Origin of the sequence: Leptolyngbya sp. FACHB-60, from assembly GCF_014695775.1 — a bacterium.
Taxonomy (GTDB): domain Bacteria; phylum Cyanobacteriota; class Cyanobacteriia; order Phormidesmidales; family Phormidesmidaceae; genus Nodosilinea.
On sequence record NZ_JACJOX010000008.1, the window covers coordinates 14,792 to 35,703 of the forward strand.

General features: G+C 52.8%; 20 protein-coding genes and 1 pseudogene. 13 read left to right on the forward strand and 8 right to left on the reverse strand.

Going from position 1 to position 20,912, the window contains the following annotated elements; translation table 11 throughout:
- Positions 1-165 precede the first annotated feature (165 nt).
- From H6F57_RS01425 to H6F57_RS01445, 5 genes are all read left to right on the forward strand, one after another.
- A complete protein-coding gene (locus H6F57_RS01425) occupies positions 166-2,451 on the forward strand; it encodes a bifunctional (p)ppGpp synthetase/guanosine-3',5'-bis(diphosphate) 3'-pyrophosphohydrolase (RefSeq protein WP_190630382.1) in 2,286 nt (761 codons plus the stop codon).
- 200 nt (positions 2,452-2,651) lie between these two features.
- A complete protein-coding gene (locus H6F57_RS01430; protein WP_190630384.1) occupies positions 2,652-3,812 on the forward strand; it encodes a 5-(carboxyamino)imidazole ribonucleotide synthase in 1,161 nt (386 codons plus the stop codon).
- A gap of 53 nt (positions 3,813-3,865) precedes the next feature.
- Complete coding sequence (gene uraD, locus H6F57_RS01435) at positions 3,866-4,387, forward strand: 2-oxo-4-hydroxy-4-carboxy-5-ureidoimidazoline decarboxylase (protein ID WP_190630386.1); 522 nt, start codon at positions 3,866-3,868, stop codon at positions 4,385-4,387.
- A 153-nt stretch (positions 4,388-4,540) separates the two neighbouring features.
- Entirely contained in the window at positions 4,541-5,605 is a 1,065-nt protein-coding gene (locus H6F57_RS01440; protein WP_190630388.1) for a glycosyltransferase family 4 protein, read from the forward strand.
- Positions 5,606-5,937: 332 nt separating this feature from the next.
- Positions 5,938-7,110 carry a glycosyltransferase family 4 protein gene (locus H6F57_RS01445; RefSeq protein WP_190630391.1) on the forward strand — a complete coding sequence of 391 codons (1,173 nt, stop codon included), beginning with the start codon at positions 5,938-5,940 and terminating at the stop codon, positions 7,108-7,110.
- Here the strand turns inward: H6F57_RS01445 and H6F57_RS01450 are convergent.
- Both H6F57_RS01450 and pdxA read right to left on the reverse strand, forming a co-directional pair.
- Entirely contained in the window at positions 7,097-8,851 is a 1,755-nt protein-coding gene (locus H6F57_RS01450) for an ABC-ATPase domain-containing protein (protein WP_190630393.1), read from the reverse strand. The genes H6F57_RS01445 and H6F57_RS01450 overlap by 14 nt on opposite strands.
- 124 nt (positions 8,852-8,975) lie before the next feature.
- On the reverse strand, positions 8,976-10,058 hold the full coding sequence (gene pdxA, locus H6F57_RS01455) for a 4-hydroxythreonine-4-phosphate dehydrogenase PdxA (protein WP_190630395.1): 1,083 nt from the start codon (positions 10,056-10,058) through the stop codon (positions 8,976-8,978).
- A gap of 109 nt (positions 10,059-10,167) precedes the next feature.
- Here pdxA and H6F57_RS01460 point away from each other — a divergent pair, with 109 nt between their 5' ends.
- On the forward strand, positions 10,168-10,272 hold the full coding sequence (locus H6F57_RS01460; protein ID WP_073610864.1) for a PetM family cytochrome b6-f complex subunit 7: 105 nt from the start codon (positions 10,168-10,170) through the stop codon (positions 10,270-10,272).
- A gap of 76 nt (positions 10,273-10,348) precedes the next feature.
- On the forward strand, positions 10,349-11,305 hold the full coding sequence (locus tag H6F57_RS01465) for an SDR family oxidoreductase (RefSeq protein WP_190630397.1): 957 nt from the start codon (positions 10,349-10,351) through the stop codon (positions 11,303-11,305).
- Between the two features lie 88 nt (positions 11,306-11,393).
- On the opposite strand, the gene H6F57_RS01470 is transcribed toward H6F57_RS01465, so the two are convergent.
- Together H6F57_RS01470 and H6F57_RS01475 are read right to left on the reverse strand one after the other, a co-directional pair.
- Positions 11,394-11,654, reverse strand: coding sequence for a DUF6737 family protein (locus H6F57_RS01470; RefSeq protein WP_190630398.1), 261 nt, complete (start codon positions 11,652-11,654; stop codon positions 11,394-11,396).
- Complete coding sequence (locus tag H6F57_RS01475) at positions 11,647-12,081, reverse strand: Fur family transcriptional regulator (protein WP_190630400.1); 435 nt, start codon at positions 12,079-12,081, stop codon at positions 11,647-11,649. The genes H6F57_RS01470 and H6F57_RS01475 overlap by 8 nt, the downstream gene beginning before the upstream one ends.
- 254 nt (positions 12,082-12,335) lie before the next feature.
- Here H6F57_RS01475 and H6F57_RS01480 point away from each other — a divergent pair, with 254 nt between their 5' ends.
- The 5 genes from H6F57_RS01480 to H6F57_RS01500 all read left to right on the forward strand — a co-directional run bounded on the left by H6F57_RS01480 (position 12,336) and on the right by H6F57_RS01500 (position 15,902).
- Positions 12,336-12,908, forward strand: coding sequence for a peroxiredoxin (locus H6F57_RS01480; protein WP_190630618.1), 573 nt, complete (start codon positions 12,336-12,338; stop codon positions 12,906-12,908).
- 232 nt (positions 12,909-13,140) lie between these two features.
- Positions 13,141-14,145 carry an NAD(P)/FAD-dependent oxidoreductase gene (locus H6F57_RS01485; protein ID WP_190630402.1) on the forward strand — a complete coding sequence of 335 codons (1,005 nt, stop codon included), beginning with the start codon at positions 13,141-13,143 and terminating at the stop codon, positions 14,143-14,145.
- Between the two features lie 165 nt (positions 14,146-14,310).
- Positions 14,311-14,553 (forward strand): nitrate/nitrite transporter NrtS, encoded by a 243-nt coding sequence (nrtS, locus tag H6F57_RS01490; protein WP_190630404.1) that lies wholly within the window; start codon positions 14,311-14,313, stop codon positions 14,551-14,553.
- Positions 14,554-14,578: 25 nt separating this feature from the next.
- Positions 14,579-15,115, forward strand: a complete 537-nt coding sequence (locus H6F57_RS01495) for a GNAT family N-acetyltransferase (protein WP_190630406.1) — start codon at positions 14,579-14,581, stop codon at positions 15,113-15,115.
- 178 nt (positions 15,116-15,293) lie between these two features.
- Positions 15,294-15,902 (forward strand): Uma2 family endonuclease, encoded by a 609-nt coding sequence (locus tag H6F57_RS01500; RefSeq protein WP_190630408.1) that lies wholly within the window; start codon positions 15,294-15,296, stop codon positions 15,900-15,902.
- Between the two features lie 42 nt (positions 15,903-15,944).
- Here H6F57_RS01500 and H6F57_RS28225 read toward each other — a convergent pair.
- The 4 genes and pseudogenes from H6F57_RS28225 to H6F57_RS01520 all read right to left on the reverse strand — a co-directional run bounded on the left by H6F57_RS28225 (position 15,945) and on the right by H6F57_RS01520 (position 18,322).
- A pseudogene (locus H6F57_RS28225) lies at positions 15,945-16,143 on the reverse strand (DUF433 domain-containing protein).
- 176 nt (positions 16,144-16,319) lie between these two features.
- A complete protein-coding gene (gene dut, locus H6F57_RS01510) occupies positions 16,320-16,751 on the reverse strand; it encodes a dUTP diphosphatase (RefSeq protein ID WP_190630411.1) in 432 nt (143 codons plus the stop codon).
- A 44-nt stretch (positions 16,752-16,795) separates the two neighbouring features.
- Positions 16,796-17,605 carry a deoxycytidine triphosphate deaminase gene (locus H6F57_RS01515; protein WP_190630413.1) on the reverse strand — a complete coding sequence of 270 codons (810 nt, stop codon included), beginning with the start codon at positions 17,603-17,605 and terminating at the stop codon, positions 16,796-16,798.
- Between the two features lie 432 nt (positions 17,606-18,037).
- The gene (locus H6F57_RS01520) at positions 18,038-18,322 is read right to left on the reverse strand and encodes a hypothetical protein (protein ID WP_190630415.1); all 285 of its coding nucleotides are present in this window, start codon (positions 18,320-18,322) and stop codon (positions 18,038-18,040) included.
- Positions 18,323-18,872: 550 nt separating this feature from the next.
- On the opposite strand from H6F57_RS01520, the gene H6F57_RS01525 reads away from it, so the two are divergent.
- On the forward strand, positions 18,873-20,861 hold the full coding sequence (locus H6F57_RS01525; protein WP_190630417.1) for a protein-arginine deiminase family protein: 1,989 nt from the start codon (positions 18,873-18,875) through the stop codon (positions 20,859-20,861).
- Positions 20,862-20,912 lie beyond the last annotated feature (51 nt).

Below are 20,912 nucleotides of genomic sequence, written 5' to 3' on the forward strand. Positions count from 1 at the left end.
TAAATAGATCGGTAGACGTTCCTATCTTTCCTCAGGCGATTTTATTTTATTAATAACTCCACTCTTTGAGTCTTGCCCAGACTTAAATACAGTGTTCAAATACAAATTTCTGTTTTTGGCACGTTTCTAGTCCATCCGCAATCCCTGAAGGTCACTGGCACCCTTATGACTGCAACAGTTCATCCTCCCCTACCCGATGACTGCACCCTGCCCGGTTGGCTCGAAACCTGCGTGCTAACCCACCACGATGACAGTCAAGATGACCCAGTTCGAGACCCAGAAGATAAGTCTAATAACCTGCTGGTCTGCCAGGCCTTTGAGTTTGCCTACACCCTACACAAAGGCCAGTATCGCGCCTCGGGCGAGCCCTACATTTGTCACCCCATTGCCGTAGCCGGACTGCTGCGCGACCTGGGCGGTGACAGCGCCATGATTGCCTCAGGATTTCTCCACGATATTGTCGAAGACACCGACATTACCCCCGAGGAACTGGAGGGCCACTTCGGCGATGAGGTACGACAGCTGGTAGAAGGGGTAACCAAGCTGTCGAAGTTCAATTTCGAAAGCAAAACCGAGCGCCAGGCCGAAAATTTTCGCCGCATGTTCTTGGCCATGGCCCAAGACATTCGGGTGATTGTGGTGAAGCTGGCCGATCGCCTCCACAACATGCGCACCTTAGAGCACCTTAGCGACGAAAAACGCCGCCGCATTGCTCGCGAAACCATGGAGATCTTTGCACCTCTGGCCAACCGCCTGGGGATCGGCCGCTTCAAGTGGGAACTGGAAGATCTCTCGTTTAAATATTTAGAGCCTGACGCCTACCGTCAAATGCAGCGCCACGTCACCGAAAAGCGGGCCGATCGCGAGGCGCGGCTGGTGCAAGTGGCCGAAACCCTGCGGCAGCGCATGCACCAGGCCGAGATTCAGGTGGTTGATGTCAACAGTCGCCCCAAGCATCTCTACAGCATCTACCGCAAAATGGAGCGGCAGCAAAAAGACTTCAGCGAAATCTACGACATTGCCGCCATTCGCCTGATTGTTGGCAGCAACGAAGACTGCTACCGCGCCCTGGCCATTGTCCACGACGCCTTTCGCCCCATTCCCGGCCGGTTTAAAGACTATATTGGTCTGCCCAAGCCCAACCGCTACCAGTCGCTACACACGGTGGTAATTGGCCCCAAGGGTAAGCCGATTGAGGTGCAGATTCGCACCCTTGAGATGCACCACATTGCCGAGTACGGCATCGCCGCCCACTGGAAGTACAAAGAAACCGGCGCATCGACCAACACCCGGATCAACGCCGACGACGAGAAGTTCACCTGGCTGCGGCAGCTGCTGGAGTGGCAAAACGACCTCAAGGACGCCAAAGAATTTCTCGAAAACGTCAAGGGCAACCTGTTTGACGAAGATGTCTATGTCTTCACCCCCGATGGTGATGTGGTGCCGTTGAGCCGGGGGGCAACTTCCGTAGACTTTGCGTACCGCATTCACACCGAAGTGGGCAACCACTGCACTGGAGCCAGGGTAAATGGCCGCATCGTCACCCTCGGCACACGGCTAGAGAATGGCGATATCATCGAAATTCTCACCCACAAGAACGGCCATCCCAGCCTCGACTGGCTCAATTTTGTCGTTACTCCTAGCGCCCGCAACCGCATTCGCCAGTGGTATAAGCGATCGCACCGTGACGAAAACATTGCTCGCGGCCGCGACATGCTCGAAAAAGAGCTGGGCCGCAGCGGCTTTGACGCCCTGCTCAAGTCTGAACCCGCTCAGCTGGCCGCCGAGCGCTGCAACTACCAAAGCGTCGATGACTTTCTGGCCGGGCTGGGCTACGGTGAGGTGACGCTCAACTCGTTTGTCAATCGCCTGCGGGAGGCCATCAAGGCCAAGCAGCCCCTAGAGACACTGTCGCCCGAGTCGTCGCTGCAAGATTCTGATCGGTTTCTGGCGGGGGCTGTCGCCAACCCCCACCGCCCCCGCCCCGCCCCCTCTAAAGATCCGATTTTAGGCATTGAGGGGCTGGTGCACCACATTGCGGGCTGCTGTAACCCGCTGCCCGGAGAGCCGATTATGGGCAGCGTATCGTTGGGCAGCCGGGGCATTGCCATCCACCGCCAGGGCTGTCCGAATTTGGCGGAGATACCGGGCGATCGCATCATCCCCGTCAGCTGGAACCCGGTTGACCACAGCGGCTCTCGCCACACCTACCCGGTGGAGGTGCGCATTGAGGTGATCGACCGCGTGGGCGTGCTCAAAGACATTCTCTCCCACCTGTCAGATCTGCAAATCAACGTCCACAAAGCCCAGGTCAAAACCTTTCCTGGCCAAACCGCCGAGATTGATTTGGGGCTTGATGTTAAAGATCACGCCCACCTCGAACAAACCTTTGGGCAAATTCGCAAAATGACCGACGTGCTCAAAATTCGCCGAATGAGTCAGGTCGCTTAGTACTTGACCAAGCTGATTGTGACAGGCTCTAACTGCCTAGGGTTTGGGGTGTAGGGTTTAGGGTTTAGGCCGGCCTTAAACCCTACACTTGGACCTTAAACCTCCACCGCTGCCCTGACAGACTACGAGATTATTGACCAACAAAATACTCTGTTGAAGTGCCGTAGGATAATGTGGGTTTGCACGACGGTAGGCGCACCATGGAGCAGGCAACCCCCAACCTCATTCAGCGAGTCGGTGTCATTGGCGGCGGACAGCTCGCCTGGATGATGGGGCCAGCGGCGCAGAAGCTGGGTCTAGAGCTGGTGGTACAAACTCCCCAGAGCACTGACCCGGCAGTGGCGATCGCCCACTCTACCATTTTGGCGCCTGTCGCCGATGCCACCGCCACCGCATCCCTCGCTGCCCAGTGCGACGTGATTACCTTTGAGAACGAGTTTATCGACTGCGAGGGGCTTCAGGTTCTGGCTCAGCAGGGCATAGTCTTTCGCCCTGGCCTAGACGTGTTGGCGCTGGTGCTCGACAAGCGCTACCAGCGCGAGTTTTTTGCCCGTATCGGCCTACCCAATCCCCGCTACGACTTTTTAGAGGGCGGCGAAAGTGACGCCGAACTCACCGCCAAGGCCGAGGCCATCGGTTTTCCGCTAGTGATGAAAACTCGCCGCCTGGGCTACGACGGCTACGGCACCTCAGTAGTCAAAGACGCGGCTCAGCTCAGCGCCATCTGGGACAAGTTTAACCGCGCCCCAGTGCTGCTAGAGGAGTTTGTGTCCTTCAAACAGGAGCTGGCGGTTATGGTCGCCCGCTCGACCTCTGGGGAGATCGCCGTTTACCCCACCGTAGAAACTCAGCAGGTCGAGCAAATCTGTCGCCGCGTCTTTGCCCCTGCCCAGATCAACCCTGAGGTCGCAGCAAGAATGACCACCATTGCCCGCACGCTGGTGGAGCAGCTTCAGCTGGTGGGCATCGTCGGCATTGAGTGCTTTCTTACCCCAGACGACCGGGTGCTAATCAATGAAATTGCCCCCCGTACCCACAACTCGGGCCACTACAGTCTCGATGCCTGCGAGACCTCCCAGTTTGAGCAGCAGCTGCGGGCCGTGGGCGATCGCCCCCTCGGCCCTACCGCGCTCAACTGCCCCCAGGCCGTCATGGTCAATCTGCTGGGGCTAGACGAACCCGAAGCCAGCCACCACAGCAAACTTGAGACTTTAAAACAATGGCCTGAAGCTACCCTCTACTGGTACAACAAAGCCATTCGTCCCGGACGCAAGCTGGGGCATATAACGTTGTCGCTGGCTACTGGTGTAAACCCCAAAGACGCTGCCGCTGCGATCGAGGCTGTTTGGTACGGGGCGTAGCCCACCAGCCCACTGACCTATCTGACGAACCTAAGACAGCGCCCCATCTACCCATGCCCTACACCCTAGACCAGCTCAATGCCATGGCCGAGGTCGACTTTGTAACCGCCGTTGGCCCCGCCTTTGAAGAAACCCCTGCGATTGCCGCTCAGGTCTGGGCTCAGCGCCCCTTCACCTCTGTAGCAGACTTACACCAGCGCATGGTCGCGATCGCCCAAGCTCTATCGGCGGAAGACAAATTAGCCTTGATTAAGGCTCACCCTGACTTGGGCACACGGGTGGCTATGGCTGAGGCCTCTGTGGTAGAACAAAGCCAAGCCGGTCTCAATACTCTTAACGCCGAGGAGTACGAACTTTTTCAGCGCCTCAACCTAGACTATAAAAATAAGTTTGGTTTCCCGTTTATCCTTGCGGTAACAGGCCACACAAAAGTGTCTATCTTAGAAAATTTTGACCAGCGATTACGCAATTCTACGGATGAGGAAATTTTGACAGCTTTGTTAGAAATCGAAACAATTGCGCGATCGCGTCTAGAAGCCTGGATTCAAGGCACTTCCAGCCCTAGCCTTCCTTAAATCTCAGTTGGAAGTTTACCAAACCCTTAAGATTAAACCTAGTTAAATGAAAAATACACTAGGTATCATCGCTAATAAGCTTGAATTGTAGACTTGATGTATATATGTTGTACATAGTTAAACTACCTACTGCCAGCTAGTGGAATTGTATTTATGAAATGGGCCATCGCTGCACCTTTTTTCGACCTTGAGAATATAAAAACGGCTAGTTGGCTAGAGCCTTTTGTGCCAGGCAACAACCATGAGTTTCAGCTCATTCCACGGCAGAAGCCACTACCAAAGTGGCACGACCGCAAATCTAAATTTACTCCTGTAGACGACTGGTTTGTCTATATGAAGCAGGCATCTGACGCTCTCAGCTCGGATGCCGAAGGCGTTATTACCGTGTTTCCTCAGGTGGCATCGGCAGTTGGTCTCCAGCAGATGTTTAGGTTCTCCAAGAAGCCGGTCGTAGCCTGGTTGTTTAACGTTGGCACCTGCAGCACTGGCCTACGACGCAAGCTGGCCCGGCTGAGTCTTAGTCATATTGACTATTTTGTGGTGCACACCCGCCGCGAAATCGAAATTTATAGCGAATGGCTGGGACTGCCCGCCGACCGATTTGAGTTTCTGCCCTATCAGGTGCCAGACATTCCCATCGAGTACGAAGAAGATCAGCAAACGCCTTTTATCACGTCCCTCGGGTCTGCCCACCGCGACTTTCCAACCCTGTTTGAAGCGGTTAAAAAGCTCAATATTAAAACCGTGGTCGCAACGGGCAAGGGTGCTGTTGAGGGCATGACCATCCCTGAGCAGGTCGAATTGCCCTTTGGCATTAGCAAGGCCGAATGTTTGCGACTGGCCCAGCAGGCCCGACTAAATATTGTGCCGCTACAGCCTAAAGAGAGTATTACAGCGGCCGGGCAGGTGACCATTGTAGAAGCCATGATTATGGGTCGTCCGCTAATTGTGACTAACTTCTACGGTGCCGAAGACTACATCATTCACGGCGAAACCGGATGGCTAGTTGAACCCAACTCTTTAGAGAGCATGACAAAAGCCATCGATCTCCTTTGGAACGATGATGCCCTGCGCCAGAAACTAGGTGAGAATGCTCGTGCCTATGCTCTAGAGTACTTTTCTGACCCCTGTGCAGGGCGACATTTAGAGCGCATTCTCAATCAGGTTGCTGGAGCTAGAAAGGCTCCCAGCAACCCAAAACTCCAGTGGGCTAAGTAAACCTGATTAGGTCTATAGAGCTGAAATTTCTAATCTAAAATTGGCCTCGACATGAAGCCAACCATCGAAAACCAGAGTGGCTAGTCGCTATTTTCTGGCTTTTGCACAAGCGTGTTTGAGAGGGTGTTTGAAAGGGGAGCCGTGGTGATTTTTAGTTGCCTGCTGAGCCCCCCTGCTTCCTTCAAAGAGGGAGTAACCAAATTCAAAGATCCCCTTGGGTAAAGGGATCTCAACCTTTTACTAAACAAGGCAAGACTTTTCAAACGCCCTCTAAGTTCCTGAAAGCATTTGAGCCAGATTGTTTGCAATAGTACCTTAATTAACTGGATGTTATGGCTTACCCAGTAGCAGATTCTTCAGCCACATTCCATATTGTAACCAGTACCAAGTTTGATTTTGATCAGTTTATTCAACGGGCGGCTCAAGGCAAAGGGCCACGACATTCTGTTCTGCAACTCAAAGATGCTTTGGATGCCAGGATTCATCAACCTGACTTTGATGAACTTGGCATAGTTAAATCTATCCAAGCAAAGATTCCTAAAAAACTATATTCAGAACAGCTGCTTCGCAGAATAAGTCGTAAGCTGCCGTCTTTGTTTTTAGCCAAAGAAATTTTGGATCATGTTAAACCTCAAGACACAATCTACTGCTGTGGTGAGGATATGGCGATGCCGCTCGCTGTCCTCTTACTATTTAGGGCAAACCGACCTCGTCTAGTCACCAACGTTATGTTTCCGGAGCGACGCTCGTTGAAGCTAGTTTTTCATACTCTTAAGCTGTACCGCATGATTCACACCTTCACGGTCAACACCGGATTGAAGGCGCGAACCTTAAAGAAGATGTTCAATCTGGCCAATGACCAGGTTGTCGTTTTGCAAGAGCAGACTGATAAACAATTTTTCTTTCCTGAAGACGGCACAATGGCCAAGCCGCGCCCATTGATTGGTAGTGCTGGCCTAGAGCATCGAGACTACATTACTTTAGCGGCGGCGACCCAAGACCTTAATCTTGATGTCAAAGTTTGTGCTGTCTCGCCAAACGCCTCGCCTAAACAGCAGCGCCGCATTCCAAAACCTGTGCCACAAAACATGGAAATGCGGCACTTTGACTGGGTCGAACTGCGCGATTTGTATCGCAGTGCCGATATTACAGTTGTTTGCTTGGTTGAAAACGTGTTTGCGGCAGGGCTAACCGTGCTGATGGAGGCGATGGCCTGTTGCCGACCCGTTATTATTACTAAAACTGTCGGTCTAGCCACGGAACTGGCGGAAATGGATCTTGTCTGGGGTGTTCAACCGGGCGATGTGCAGGGTTTGCGAACTTGTATTGAGTATGTGTTGGCCCATCCTGAAGAGGCAGAGGCCAAAGCCAAACGGGCGTACCAATATTTTTTAGCTAACCATACTAGCGAAGGGCACGTAGATCAGTTGACTCAGCTGCTACGCCGGGTTGCGGCTGGGGTGCCTGTCGATAACCCTGAACCTGCCAATCCTAAGCTGGCTTAGGATTGGCAGGTTGTGGCGCTGCCGTCTGACTGGTTAATGTAGTGGTTTTGAGGGTGCGTAGCCGGTTGATGGTTGCAGCTAACTCTAGACTGCGAAAGCAAGCCAGATCGCCCATGGGCCCTTCGGACAGACAGTCTAGCCCGTACTGATCGATGTCGGCGATAACGGCGGCGATCGCCTCAGCTAGAGGACTCTTGGTCGTCATGTGGTAGCGCTGGGCGTAGACGATCGCGGCCGCGATCGCCCGAACCTGCCCTGACTCTACCAGCTGATCTACCGCCGATAGGTCGATGGCCTCAGCCCCAATCTGGAGCTGGTCAACATCCCTTGCCCTGAGTTTGACGCTACGGTTGCCTTGGCTGGGATCAATGCTGTCGGGCTGAATGATGCGAGGCGTGAGGCTGCCGAAAGCCTGACCACCTTCGCGATCGCGCTCTGTCTTAAACTCCGCCGCAATGGCTTTAGCTCGCTCGGTCACATCCTGGGGGCAAAACTCATCCATGGCGATTACGGTGTCGGCCACATCAAAGTAGTCACCGCTGCCCCCCATCACCAGCACCGTGGAAATGCCGTAGTCGGTGAAGAGCTGCCGCACCTTATCGATGAAAGGAGTAATGGGCTCGCGATCTTTGGCGATTAGCGCCTGCATTCTGCGATCGCGAATCATGAAGTTCGTCGCCGAGGTGTCTTCATCCACCAGCAGCGCCGTCGCCCCCGCCTCGATCGCCTCAATGATGTTAGCCGCCTGGGAAGTGCTGCCGCTGGCATTGGGCGTTGAGAAATTCTGCGTCGATTTGCCCTGGGGCAAACTGCCAATAAATGGCGAAATATCGACCCCCGCAATGCTGCGACCATCTTCCGCCCGCACCTTCACCGCTGCCGACACTGTCACCACCTGCTGTCGTCCATCGCCCGGCACATGGTTGTATACGCCCATCTCGATCGCCCGCAGCAAGGTCGATTTGCCGTGGTAGCCGCCCCCCACAATCAAGGTGATACCCTGGGGAATGCCCATGCCAATAATCTCTCCCCCATGGGGACAGCGCAGCGTCACCCGCAGCGACTTCGGGGATTCAAAGGGAATTGCCTGATCCGCCAGCGGGCGATCATCCACGCCGCTGCGCCGGGGGAGGATGGCACCATCGGCGACGAAGGCGACGAGGTTGTGGGCAGGGAGCTGCGATCGCAGCGCCTCCGCATCCTCCGCCGTATCGGCATGGTGTTGAATCTTCCCTCCATCTAGCGACCCATAGATCAGAGTATGCTTCACCAGCTCTGGCACTGATCGGCACAATAGCTCCGCCGCCTGCCGCCCCGCAATCCGCCGCCCAAAGGCAGGTAAACCCACAGTAAACCGCAGCTCCACGACCTCCCCGGTCACCCTAGCCGCACTGCGATTGAGCATGGTCTGACTCGGGTGCACAATGCCAATTAGTCCGCTTTTGCCTGAGCCCGATGTACGCTGCACTGACTGAGTAGCCTGATCAAACTCGCGGGTTAGGTAATCGGCTAGGGCGATCGCCCGACAGGGCAATTCCCATAAGCTCTTGGGGAACCCCGCCACCACCTGCGGCACAACTACTCGTACCCGACTCGGAGCCGCGAAAGGATCCCCCTGCACATGGTCAATGTGCAAAGCAAAATTCCCAAAGTCGTACTCCCCTCTAAGCGCCTTATATGCCCCGTAGCTCTGGCCATCAAGGCGATGGAGTTGGTTGTGGAGGTCGTTGGAAGTTGTCATAACCCACCGCAGATGCCATCCCCCAGTACATTACCGCACGCCCCATAGAAGATAGGCTAGACAACCCAGTTTTGAATTCTGAGTTCCTACCTCATTCAAAAACTCAACATTCAAAATTAGTCACTCAAAACTCTCCCCGTCTCCGCCCCACCATTGCCACCGCCACCGCCATCGCCGCTACCATGCTGCTGGCATCAGCGATCCCCTGGCCAGCGATATCGAACGCCGTGCCGTGGTCTGGAGAGGTGCGCAAAAAGGGTAGCCCCACAGTCGTATTCACCGCTCGATCAAAGGCCATCAGCTTCACCGGAATTAGCCCTTGATCGTGATAGAGAGCCAGATAGGCGTCGTGGGCTGTTTCTAGCGCCCTGTTCTCGGTGCCAAACCAGGCCTGTCCAGGGCGCACCCACAGGGTATCGGGGGGAATCGGGCCATCGAGCTGCACCTGGGGATAGCGCTGGCGCTGAGCCTCTAGCCAGGAAATCAGCCAGTCTACTTCTTCGCGCCCCAGTTGCCCGCCTTCGCCGCTGTGGGGGTTGAGGCCCGCCACGGCAATGCGGGGCTGCGTTAGGCCAAAGTCTTGCTTCAGGCTGTGAATCAGCAGATCAAGCTTTTGGGTGAGTAGCTCTGGCGTCAGCACCTCAGGCACCTGGCCCAGGGGAATGTGGGTGGTAGCCAAGAGGGCGCGCAGCCACCAGCCCGTGTGGGGAGACTGGGCTACAAACGCCATGCCAAACCGCTCTACCTTGGCCCCCTCGGCCAACAGTTCCGTCTGACCGGGGTAGTGGTGCCCGGCAGCTTTCCAAGCTGATTTAGCGATCGGCCCGGTGACGATCGCATCGTACTGCCCCGCCACAGCACCCTCAATGGCGGTTTGCAGGTAGGCAAAACTGGCGGCCCCGGTCGCGGCACCGGATTGGCCAAAGGTCACCGTTTCTAAAGGCAGCGGCGGCGAAATATCCACTAATTCTAAGGAGTTCAAAGTTGGCAGCGGCCCGACATAGGGAGATTGTTGAAGAGCTACCAGAGTTTGGTGCAGGAGCGATCGCGTGCCCAGGAGGGTGATGTCTGCGATCGCAGCCCAATCCCTCGCCCCCAGCGCCTTGAGAATCACTTCAGGCCCAATGCCCGCCGGGTCGCCCAGGGGAATTGCCAACCGAGGGCGCGGCAAAGACAGACTAGAAACCGAAGGCGCAGGGGTGGTCATAGGCGCAGGGGGTGATACCAAACTGGTCTAAAATGAGGGCGGCCAGGGGATAAGCCCCGGCGGGCTGGGCAACTGGCTCAATTACTATAGTGCTGTGGAAGGAGAGCGTATGGGCGGCGAAATTTTTAATACGGCGATCATTATCTTTACCCTGACCCTATTGGGTCTAGGGATTGGGTTTTTGCTGCTGCGGGTGCAGGGCGGCGAAGAGTAGATTTGGCTTCAGGGGTGTAACCAGTGGAGCCATCTGATATTCTTAGAGGAAGTTAAACTTTTGTATCAATTCCCTCATGAAAGTATTGGTCGTTGGCGCTACTGGCACCCTTGGCAGGCAAATCGCCCGCCGTGCCCTAGATGAGGGGCACGAAGTTCGTTGCCTGGTGAGGAGCGCCCAGCGAGCCGCCTTTTTGCGAGAGTGGGGGGTAGAGCTGGTGCGGGGTAACCTCTCCAAACCTGAGACCTTGCCCCCCGCCCTTGAGGGTGTTGATGCAGTCATCGATGCCTCTACGGCCCGGCCCTCCGAGTCGGTCATGCAGGTTGACTGGCAGGGCAAAGTCAATTTGATTAAAGCCAGCAGCAACGCGGGCATCAAGCGATTTATCTTTCTCTCAATTCTTAACTCCGAAAAATTTCCCCACGTGCCGCTGATGAACGTCAAGCGCTGCACCGAAAAATTTTTGGCCGAGTCAGGGCTCAGCTACACCATTTTGCAGCCCTGCGGCTTTCTCCAGGGGCTAATTGGTCAGTACGCCATTCCCGTTCTCGAAAAGCAGCCGATCTGGGTCATGGGCGAAGCCGCTCCTATCGCCTACATGGATACCCAAGACATCGCCCGGTTTGCGGTGAAAGCCCTGTCGGTGCCCGAAACGGAGAACCGCAGCTTTCCCTTAGCGGGCACCCGCGCCTGGGGAGCCTACGAAATCATGCGTCTCTGCGAGCGCAAGTGTGGTCAAGAGGCCAGAGTCTCGCGCATTTCCCTTGAGCTGCTGCGGGCGATTCGTAAGGTGGCGCAGTTCTTTCAGTGGGGCTGGAACTTTGCCGATCGCCTCGCCTTTGTAGAGGTCGTTGCGGGCAGTCAGCCCCTCGATGCCCCTATGGATGAGGTTTACCAAGCGTTTGGCATTCCCAAGGAAGAAATCACTACCCTCGAAGACTACATGCAAGAGTACTTCAGCCGCATCATGAAAAAGCTGAAGGAACTCGATTACGACAGCGAAAAAGCCAGCAAGAAAAAGCTGCCCTTTTAAGCCCTTCTTTTGTGCGTGGCGGTTAGAGCGGCTGCATCGGCAGCAGCGACATCAGGTGCCTGCCGATCGGGAGAATCTGTTAGAAAGATTAGTGGGGTTGCTGGTCAACCGGCGCAGTGTCTAGCAGCCCAGCTTCTCGCATGAGGCGCGGCCAGAGTACCAAGAAAAAGCCCATCCACACACCGATGGGAGCCGCAACCAGGGCTGTTAGCCAGAGACGGTGGAGCAGCAGCCAGCTGCCGCCCACGATCGCAACCCCCGTTAGCATAATTGACCAAGGCTGACACCACCAGGGTTTCAACTGCCAGGGGCTGGTGACGGGCGTGGGTTCAGCCACCGGATCAGTCATGAGAGGGTGCGGGTTGGCAGCGATCGCACACACCCCGCACCGTCACCTCATAGCCCTCGACTTGCCAGCGGGGGCTGAGGGTTTGCAGGTTGACGCTAGCTAGGGTTTCCCAAGGAATGTCGGCGATCGCCCCACAGCTCTGACAGCGAAAGTGGTGGTGAGGCCCAATGTTGGCGTCGTAGCGGCACACACCCTCTTCAAGCAGCACTTCGCGGACAAGGTTGGCACCGCGCAGCGCTTGCAGCGAACTGTAGACCGTCGCCTGAGACGACGTTGGGGCATCTTGGTTGAGGTCGTGAAGAATATCGTCGGCGGTGGGGTGGTCACAGCGGCCCAGCAGGTTGGCATACACAGCAAAGCGCTGAGGGGTGACGCGCAGCCCCCGAGACTTCAGCATAGTGACGATTTGATCAGCTTGGGACAACATTTTCCCTGGCTCCGGAACTTCAGCGCTACGACAGCACCGCCCAACACAGACGGAGGTTGAGCATACTACGATAACCTACCCTTAACAGATTAGCATTCTCATCTAAGAATAAGTCTAACTTTACAAAAGATCTGTTTTTTGAGCTAATATGCTTATCAAAGGTTTCTTAACTTGGAATTATTCTGAGTTAAGCAGCGAAGGCTGGAAACGCAGTTGACTGTTGTAGAACTACGAAAGAGGTAATTATGGTTGCTATGCTTGCTACTGGACGCGTACCTGACGTCGTCTTTAAGACCCGCGTGCGCGATGAGTCTGTGGGCGGGCCTAACCCCTACCGCTGGCAAGACACGACTACCAGCGATCTGTTTGCTGGCAAGAAAGTAGTGGTGTTCTCCCTGCCTGGGGCTTTCACCCCCACCTGCTCCTCCAACCACCTGCCCCGTTACGAAGAGCTGTACGAAGAGTTTAAGGCCCACGGCGTTGACAGCATCATCTGTGTTTCGGTAAACGACGCTTTTGTGATGTTCCAGTGGGGCCAAAAGGTTGGCGCTAAAAACGTCTTCCTGCTGCCCGACGGCAACGGTGAGTTCACTCGCAAGATGGGCATGCTAGTTGACAAGTCTAACCTGGGCTTTGGCATGCGCTCTTGGCGCTACTCCATGCTCGTCAACGACGGCAACATTGAAAAGATCTTCGTTGAGTCTGACTTTGGCGACAACTGCCCCATTGACCCCTTTGAAGTGTCTGATGCTGACACCATGATGGCCTACATCAAAGGCACCGAGTCGAGTGGGGTCTCTGAGCCTCGTTTAGCCTTCGTCGGCTAATTGCCCTCTAGCTCACTCTGGGTGAGTATTTAGGCAAAGGGGGTTGATTCAATCCCCTTTGCCTTTTTAGATCGGGGGCTAAGCGGGCACGAGCTACGAGCTGTGTCCGAGTCACCTGTGTAGGTCTTCAACAATTCTCATTTCGATTTTTTCAAATCTTTTAGCCTAGAAACATGGCCTGATCTGTTCTTACAGCTTAGGCCGAGCGCAGTCCTCTCCATCAGTCACCGCTATGAAACTCTCCCGTCAAAATCTCCATGAACGGATAGACCAGGTTTATGATGCCATCGTGGTTGGCGGTGGTATGGGAGGGTTGTCGGCAGCTATTTATCTGGCCCGCTACGGTCTCAAGTGCCTGGTGATCGAAAAGGGTAAAGGGCGATCGCTGTGGATGCAGGAAGTTCGCAACGTTGTCGGCGTAAACCCCGATACTCCTGGTCGCGACATGCTCGTCCACGGGGCCAAGCAGGCGGTAGAGTGGGGGGCCGACTACCTGCGTGGCTACGTCGAAGATGTAGTCGATGAGGGCGATCATCTGGCGGTGCAGGTCAAAGTGGGCAAAACTGACAGCATTTACCCCGTGTTTCGCGCCAAATATTTAATTGCGGCCTCCGGCGTGATGGACGTGCTGCCCCAGCTTGACGACATGCAGAATGTCTACGACTACGCGGGCTACACCCTGCACGTCTGCATGATCTGCGACGGTTTCGACATGTGGGATCAAAAAGCGGTGCTGATTGCTGGCAAAGAGTCGCAGATCAACGCGGCCTTTGTGCTGGACTGGTTTACCCCCTACATCTCGGTGCTCACCCACGGTCTTTGCACCGTCGGCGATGAAATGCGGGCTAAGCTAGCCGACTACGGCTACCCCCTCTACGAAGCGCCGATCGCTAAGTTTCTCGGTGAGCATCACAAGATGAGCGGCGTAGAGCTGACCGACGGCACCGTGGTCGAAGCTACCACCGGCCTGATCAACATGGGCTCGATTTACCACAACCAATACCTCAAGGGCATTCCAAACCTAGAGTGGGATGGGGAAAACCTGGTGACCAACACCATGTGTCAAACGACCCACGATCGCATCTTTGCCATCGGTGACCTGAAGCAGGGCATCAACCAAGTGACGGTGGCCGTGGCTGACGGCACCCTGGCCGCCACCCAGATCTGGCGCACCATTCGCCGCGCCAGCCCCCCGCGTAAGTGGGAAGCGAATCTGGCCAAAGAACTGGTGTCTTAGCTCGCTGGTCTTGACCTTCACTTCAGCCCCTCTCCCACCAGGAGAGGGGTTTTTGATGTAGCTCCCAAAACCTATTTAGTCAGCATATTGGGTGCCATGTTACAGAAGCTTGACGAGCCGGTGCTATAGATTCCTTTACTACAGACAAGGTTTGGGAACGTGGGTATGGAAGCAGTAAACGGCTACTTAAGAGCACTGGTAACGCCATATCTGGCCAGTCGGGCTGTACGAGTGGCCTTTGTCATTGGCACATTACTTTTTGCTATTAACCATGGTGCGGCGGTGCGATCGCGCACCATGACCCAGGCGCGATGGATCTCGGCTGGGCTAACTTATCTAGTGCCCTACGCGGTCAGCATTCATGGGCAGTTTATGGGTCGAGGAGGAGGTCTGGGCACAGGAAAGTAGATTAAAAATCTTCTAACCCCTCAATATGGAAATACGATTTTTCAACGCTCAGGATGTGGTTGCCTACCGCGATCTGCGTCTCTACGCCTTGAAGGAAGCGCCAACAGCCTTTGCGTCTAGCTATGAGCAGGAAGCGCAGCTCTCGCTAGCCGATTTTGCCGATCGCCTGCGCCCCAGTCACGATGCTGCTGGTGGCGTTTTTGGTGCTTTTAGCGATCGCAACCAGCTCATAGGGATGCTCGGGTTTTCGCGCGAACACCGGCCGAAGCGATCGCACGTTGGGTCTCTCTGGAGCATGTATGTTTTGCCTGAGTTTCGCGGGCAAAAGGTGGGCTCAAGCCTGCTCGATTGCGCCATTGCCTATGCCCGAGAGCTTGAGGGCCTGCGGCAAATTGTTCTCAGCACTACGGCGAGCAATGTGGCGGCGCGTTCCCTCTACATCTCACGAGGGTTTGAGTCGTTTGGTGTAGAGCGGGATGCTTTGTGCGTTGAGGGCAACTATTTTGATGAGGAGCATCTTGTATTGCGCTTGACCCCAAATGTGGAGACAGTATCTTTGTGACGGTGGGTGCCTCAGGCGGACAATCACTGCTTAAAGCACAATAGAAAGCGCCTCAGCTTAAACGCAGTTTATATTTGCCTGACCTGTGTTGTGTTTTGCGCGATCGGGCTGCTGATGTAAAGCCTCTCTCAATTCCCTACTATTGTTCTATGACCGCTCAGCTCTGGGAGTCTTCTCTATGACTCAGACCTCATCGTCGCTGATACTTGGCGTTGACGAATTTCTCACCCGCTATAGCAATAACCCCCGCTATGAACTGGCAGATGGAGAACTGATTGACATGGAACCTACCGGCTTCCACGAAACTACTGCCGGAAAAGTTGCCAGCCAGCTCAGCATTGAAATTGATCGCCAGGGTCATCAGTGGGTGATTCCTCGTACTTGTTTGCTGCGTCCTTTTGCCGATATTGCTACGGCTCGCCGCCCGGATGTTGTGGTGCTCGATGAACCAGCCCTGGTACATGAGCCTCTGTGGGAACGAGAGCCTGTGATTACCCTGGGCACTTCGGTAAAGCTGGTTGTGGAGGTGGTGAGCACGAATTGGGAAACAGACTATGCTCGCAAGGTAGAAGAGTATGCCCTGTTTGGCATTCCAGAATATTGGATTGTGGACTATCGGGGTTTGGGAGGGCGGGTGTTTATTGGCAGCCCTAAGCAGCCGACGTTTACGGTGTGTCGGTTGGTTGGCGAAGACTATCAACAACAGCAGTATCGACTGGGTGAAACGATTGATTCGCCATTGTTGCCTCAGCTAACGCTACGGCTGGATAATGTTATGCCACGGTAGGCTGGACAGTAATTGTGGGGTGAGCGGTGTTAGGCGATCGCTCTAGCCCACTGCTAGCCACGCGGCATACTGTAGCGATTGTTGAATATCTTCAAGTTTTAGGTAAGGATAATCTTCAATAAAGGCTTCTGGCATTGGCCACTAGGTTCAAAACTAATAAGACAGGAACCCGCATGCCGCGAATGCAGGCTTGCCCTGCCATGATTTTGGGGTCGAAGGTAATGCGATCGAAGCCTAGCATGGCTTTACTCCTGTCCGTTATTCAGGCCTGGAATAGAGCGACTCATTAATCAACTCTTAATTGTTTGAGACTGCCATAATAATATCTACATTCAACTGACTAATTGGTGAGGCTTACGCTGTTCACATACAAAGCGATCACTTTAACAGGTGATATTCACCATGCTCATCATGAGTTCATGACAGGCCAGTAGAGCCAAATCCTCCCTCATTTCTTAATGTTTGGGCTAACTCATCCACCTCCTCAACATCAACGAAAATCACTGGTTTGATTACCATTTGAGCAATTCTCATACCTTTCCTAATATGAAAGCTTGTTTTACCATGGTTTATTAGAATGACGCCAATTTCACCTCGATAGCCCTCATCTATAGTGCCCGGGGTGTTTAGGATAGTAATTGAGTGCTTTAATGCTAAGCCACTTCGAGGTCGGATTTGAGCTTCTGTTGCTGATGGCAGTTCTATCGAAATGCCAGTATGAATGAGCTGAGTTTCACCAGGTGCGATTTCAACCTCGTCAATCGAACATAAATCCATCCCCGCGTCATTTTTATGGGCGTAAGAAGGAATAATAGCGTCTTCGGAAAGCTTTTTGATCTTGATTTTCATAGTCAAACTTCAACTTCAAATATTTCTATCAGGATGGAGAATTCTTAGCTTTTTCGTCTGATATCAGCTACTACAATAGCGAATAGAGCTCCTAGAAGAGCCGGAACAGCTTTATCGGTGAAGAATGTAAAACGTTGGCTCAAAGAAGAAGTACTCAGATAACTTCCAACACCTATTAGAAAAATAATGATTAAATATGGCAAAAGTAAGCGTAGATTTTGCGACCATCTCGAATAGGAGCTTCTTAGTTTTATATAGGTTTCACTTTCTTTTAATTTTCTCTCCAAAGGTTCTTTTTCTTTTCTAAAGTCTTCTCGAAGCCATTCAAGATCTCCTTCATCATTCCGAGCCATGTTCTCAAACATTCCACGACGCGCTGGAGTATTGTCATGAACTTCTTGATACCTGCTGGTCGCTTTCGATCTTAAATAGTAGAAGGTAACCGAAACGAAAGTATGTGCTCGCTTTAGCTTTATCGGTTGACTAGAAAGATTGTGCAATGCAATGAAAGATGTACCTAAAAATGTGGGATCAAGTGTAGTTCCAATATGTCCTAGGCCTTTAGATACTAAGCTAACCTTAGAGTGATAAGTTCCAGCTATTTGAGGCGAAACCCATATAGACTCATCTGTTGCAACAATAACAGTTGATTTTGAAGGAATAGTAATTTCTTTTGCTATAGAATCATAACATTTCTCGTGCTCCCCTCCTGGAGTGTCGGGTATTTTGTATGCAAACTGGCCAACAGTAAAGTTATAGCTCGCACCTTTTATGTTTTCTCTATTAAAAGGGTATATCAATATATTTCCCTTAATTAGTTCTCTTTCAATATCAGTATTACTCAAAGCAGACATAACATTTCGCAGGTTGCATTATTCGAAGCACATAATATCATTACACAAAATATGAGGAATGTAGGTAGGCAGTGCTGATCATTTATCCTCCAAGCTCTGAAAATATTCTCAAGTTAATACACGCTCATAACTAGAAATACAAGACTGGCTTTGTCCTGTTTTACCAATACTTTTTTATCGCTGTCCGCCCGATCGCAAAATTTCCGCACAGCAATCTCGCAATCGGGAAACGCCAGGGGTGCGATCGACTCTGCCTCATAGAGCTTTTGCTCCACACCAATCCCCTACTCCACCGAGGCACTAACAGAGATTGAAGCCGAAGTCCCTGCGGTAGAGTGAGGAACGGTCATGGGAATGATCGGTTTCTCCAATCAAGCAGTGGTAAGTCAGGCTTCTAGATTCTCTGAGAGAGCCCAGAAGCCTGGTTTAGCGCTAACTCAACTGTCGATGCCGCAGCAGGTAACTAAACACTTCCCCCTGCTCTGGCGTAATCAAAATCCCCGAGTCGGGAATGGTAAACAGGCGGCTCCACTCTAGGCGCTCGGCGTAGTTCAGCAGATGCAGGTGATTAATCGCCCCTTGCACCCCCTCGGGTGAGCCAATTACCAGATGGCGCAATCGCTCGCGCCCTGGCTGGGCATCCGGATTTGCCAGCAGCAGCGGATTGGTCGCCTCCCGGTTCTGGGCAGACGACACCAAATATGGCAAACACAACATAATCGGGTTCCTTCCGAATGTAACAACGGGTAAGAAACCCAAAAACTTGGCCGCCCCAGACATGTGCAGTTCAGGACGGCCAGGTAAAATCACCTTAGCCTCCGAGACAGCGACTCCTGTCGACGAGGTTAGCCGCTGGTTGGTGTTGGTAGCACCTTCCAGTGGCGTTAGACCAAATTTTTGGGAAGCGCAGACTGCACGCACACAGCCATAGCTCAGTAAAATACCCCATTGGAACCCCCAAATCAAGTCAAAATCGCTACCTCCTGAGAAACCGGGTGTAATGTTGCGACTGCACAGCATTGTCCGCGCGTGACCGTCGCCCTTGGCGCTTCTGCGCCCTGGACTAGATGACGCTGGAGCGTCGGCGATACGTCTCGACGCTATAGCATCGAGACGATGAAAACATTCACGGGCAGGACATGGGGCGAGCGGATTAGCTCCAGAGTCCATACAATTCATGCCCAAACCTTTCCCTATTCCGAGGGATGCAGCTTCAAATGAGCCATGAGACGCTAAGGGCGTTGCAGTGTGGTTGTGATTGAAAGTCATGGAACGTCTATTTAAGCCTGAAATATCGAATGAGTTCTCCCCAAACTCTCAGGCAAAAAGCAGAAGCTATGAAGATATTTTAATTGCTGGGCAGCCACTGCAAGTTTCCCTGACCACGTTGGCCCCTTCAGAGTGTTCCGTTGTCAGCCTCAGACCCCAGGGAGAAATCAAAGTTTATTCTGCGGCAAATCAGCAGATTGATGTATCAACATCGGTTTTGCTTGAGCAAGTTCCAACCCTTTCCTTGCTAGCCAAAACCTTTAGCGATCGCCTTAACGATCGTTCCTTAGAAATCACGTTTCTAGACGATACAGGTAGTCAGCTGAGCCAAATTCAGCTTCAGCTAACCTGTCTTCGGGTCTGTTTAGATGTAGATGCAAATCGAGATGGAATTATTGACGACAATAACCCTCACAAGGGAACTTGGCAGTGGGGGCGTAATGGTAATGGGGCAATCTTAATAGTCAACACCGATCGCGACCATATTCATTCTGATAGTCAGCATAATGGCGAGATCAAAAGACTACTGAATTTGAAAGATACCAGCTTTATGGTTATTCGCAGGGCTGGCTTAAGTGATCTACCCCCTGGATGCGAGCTTTACCTGTCCGTCAGCCAAGATACGGCCCAACGAATTTGCATTTATGGCGAGCTGGATAAAATGGGCTATGAGCTGATTGGGCCAGAGAAACCAGCGGCAAAAATCAGAAATACCGATCGGGATATTCTGCTGGCCATAAAAGGGCTCAGTTATCCAGATGTTGATTTTGATGGGTTGATTGAGATTACGTTAAGCCTGGCAAAAGATGGAGAAAATCTTTACAGCGATCGCGTCATGTTCCGAGTCGCTCCCTGGATGATAACTCCAAACACGTTATCTCCACTGATGGTCTTTGTGTCTCGCCTATCGGAGGGGGAGAACGAAGATTTTATTGAGGATCTGAGGAAAGTTGTGGCTAAAGCCGAGGCACAGCTCGATCCAGTTCCCTATGAGTATCACAAAGACGATCCCTGGATGAGAGATGAAATTGAAATCGGGTATACTCAAGCACCTGGGAAATTCATCCATGTTGTGCTAGATTCACCTCGCGATGGCGGACTTGATCACCTCACTAACCGTCAGATTATAGGCAGTGACTTTGGCTATATAGTTCGCAAAAGTCGCCATTCAGCCACTAAACTAGACTCTTTTGGAAATTTAGAGGTTTCTCCGCCCGTTACGGCAAGAGGAGTAACTTACCCGTTTGGACGTTTGATATTTGGAGGAACGCGTCCAGAGATCATTCCGGAGCCGCGTCGAAAGTTAAAAGTTTTGCGAGACTTTTTCTTTGCTCAGAAAATTCAGGCCCCCTTCGAGATCTTTTCAGATTGGCTGAGCGTCGGGCATGTTGACGAATTCATGAATTTTGTTCCTGCTCCTAATCCGAAAGGTTTTAAGCTGGTTCTTGCCAGCCCTGAGAAGTGTTATGACCTGCTTAAAGGGTTGCGCCAAAAAGGCCACGGGCAGGCCCTACTGCGACAGGGCAAGCAAATTGACGACAAGCCTGCCGATACCAGCGTGGCAGATGTGCTTGATGATCCAGATCTGGCCCGTCAAAACCAGCGCTTTCAGGAGCACATTACCTGGAACCGAGAGGTTTTGAAGCAGGAATTAGGTTTGGGTGAAGACGATATTGTTGATTTGCCTGCCTTGTTTGAAGAGGAGGACGATGGCCGAGCAATATCTTTTTTCCCAAACATGGTCAACATGCTGGTACTCCAGCAGCAGCTGGCGATTCCTAAACCCTTTGGCCCCCAGGTCGAGGTCCAATGCCAGTTTGAAAAGCATGTTATGGGGTTGTTAGAACCGTTGGGTTTAGTCTGTCACTTTATCGATGATTGGGATACGTATTTTCGCGATGGTGGAGAAATTCACTGCGGCACTAACACCAGCCGACAACCCTACAGTCAAAAATGGTGGGAGATCGAACCTACATTCTTTAACTAATGTTACAACATGCTTTAGATCACACTTTGCGATCGCGAATCCTGATGAACG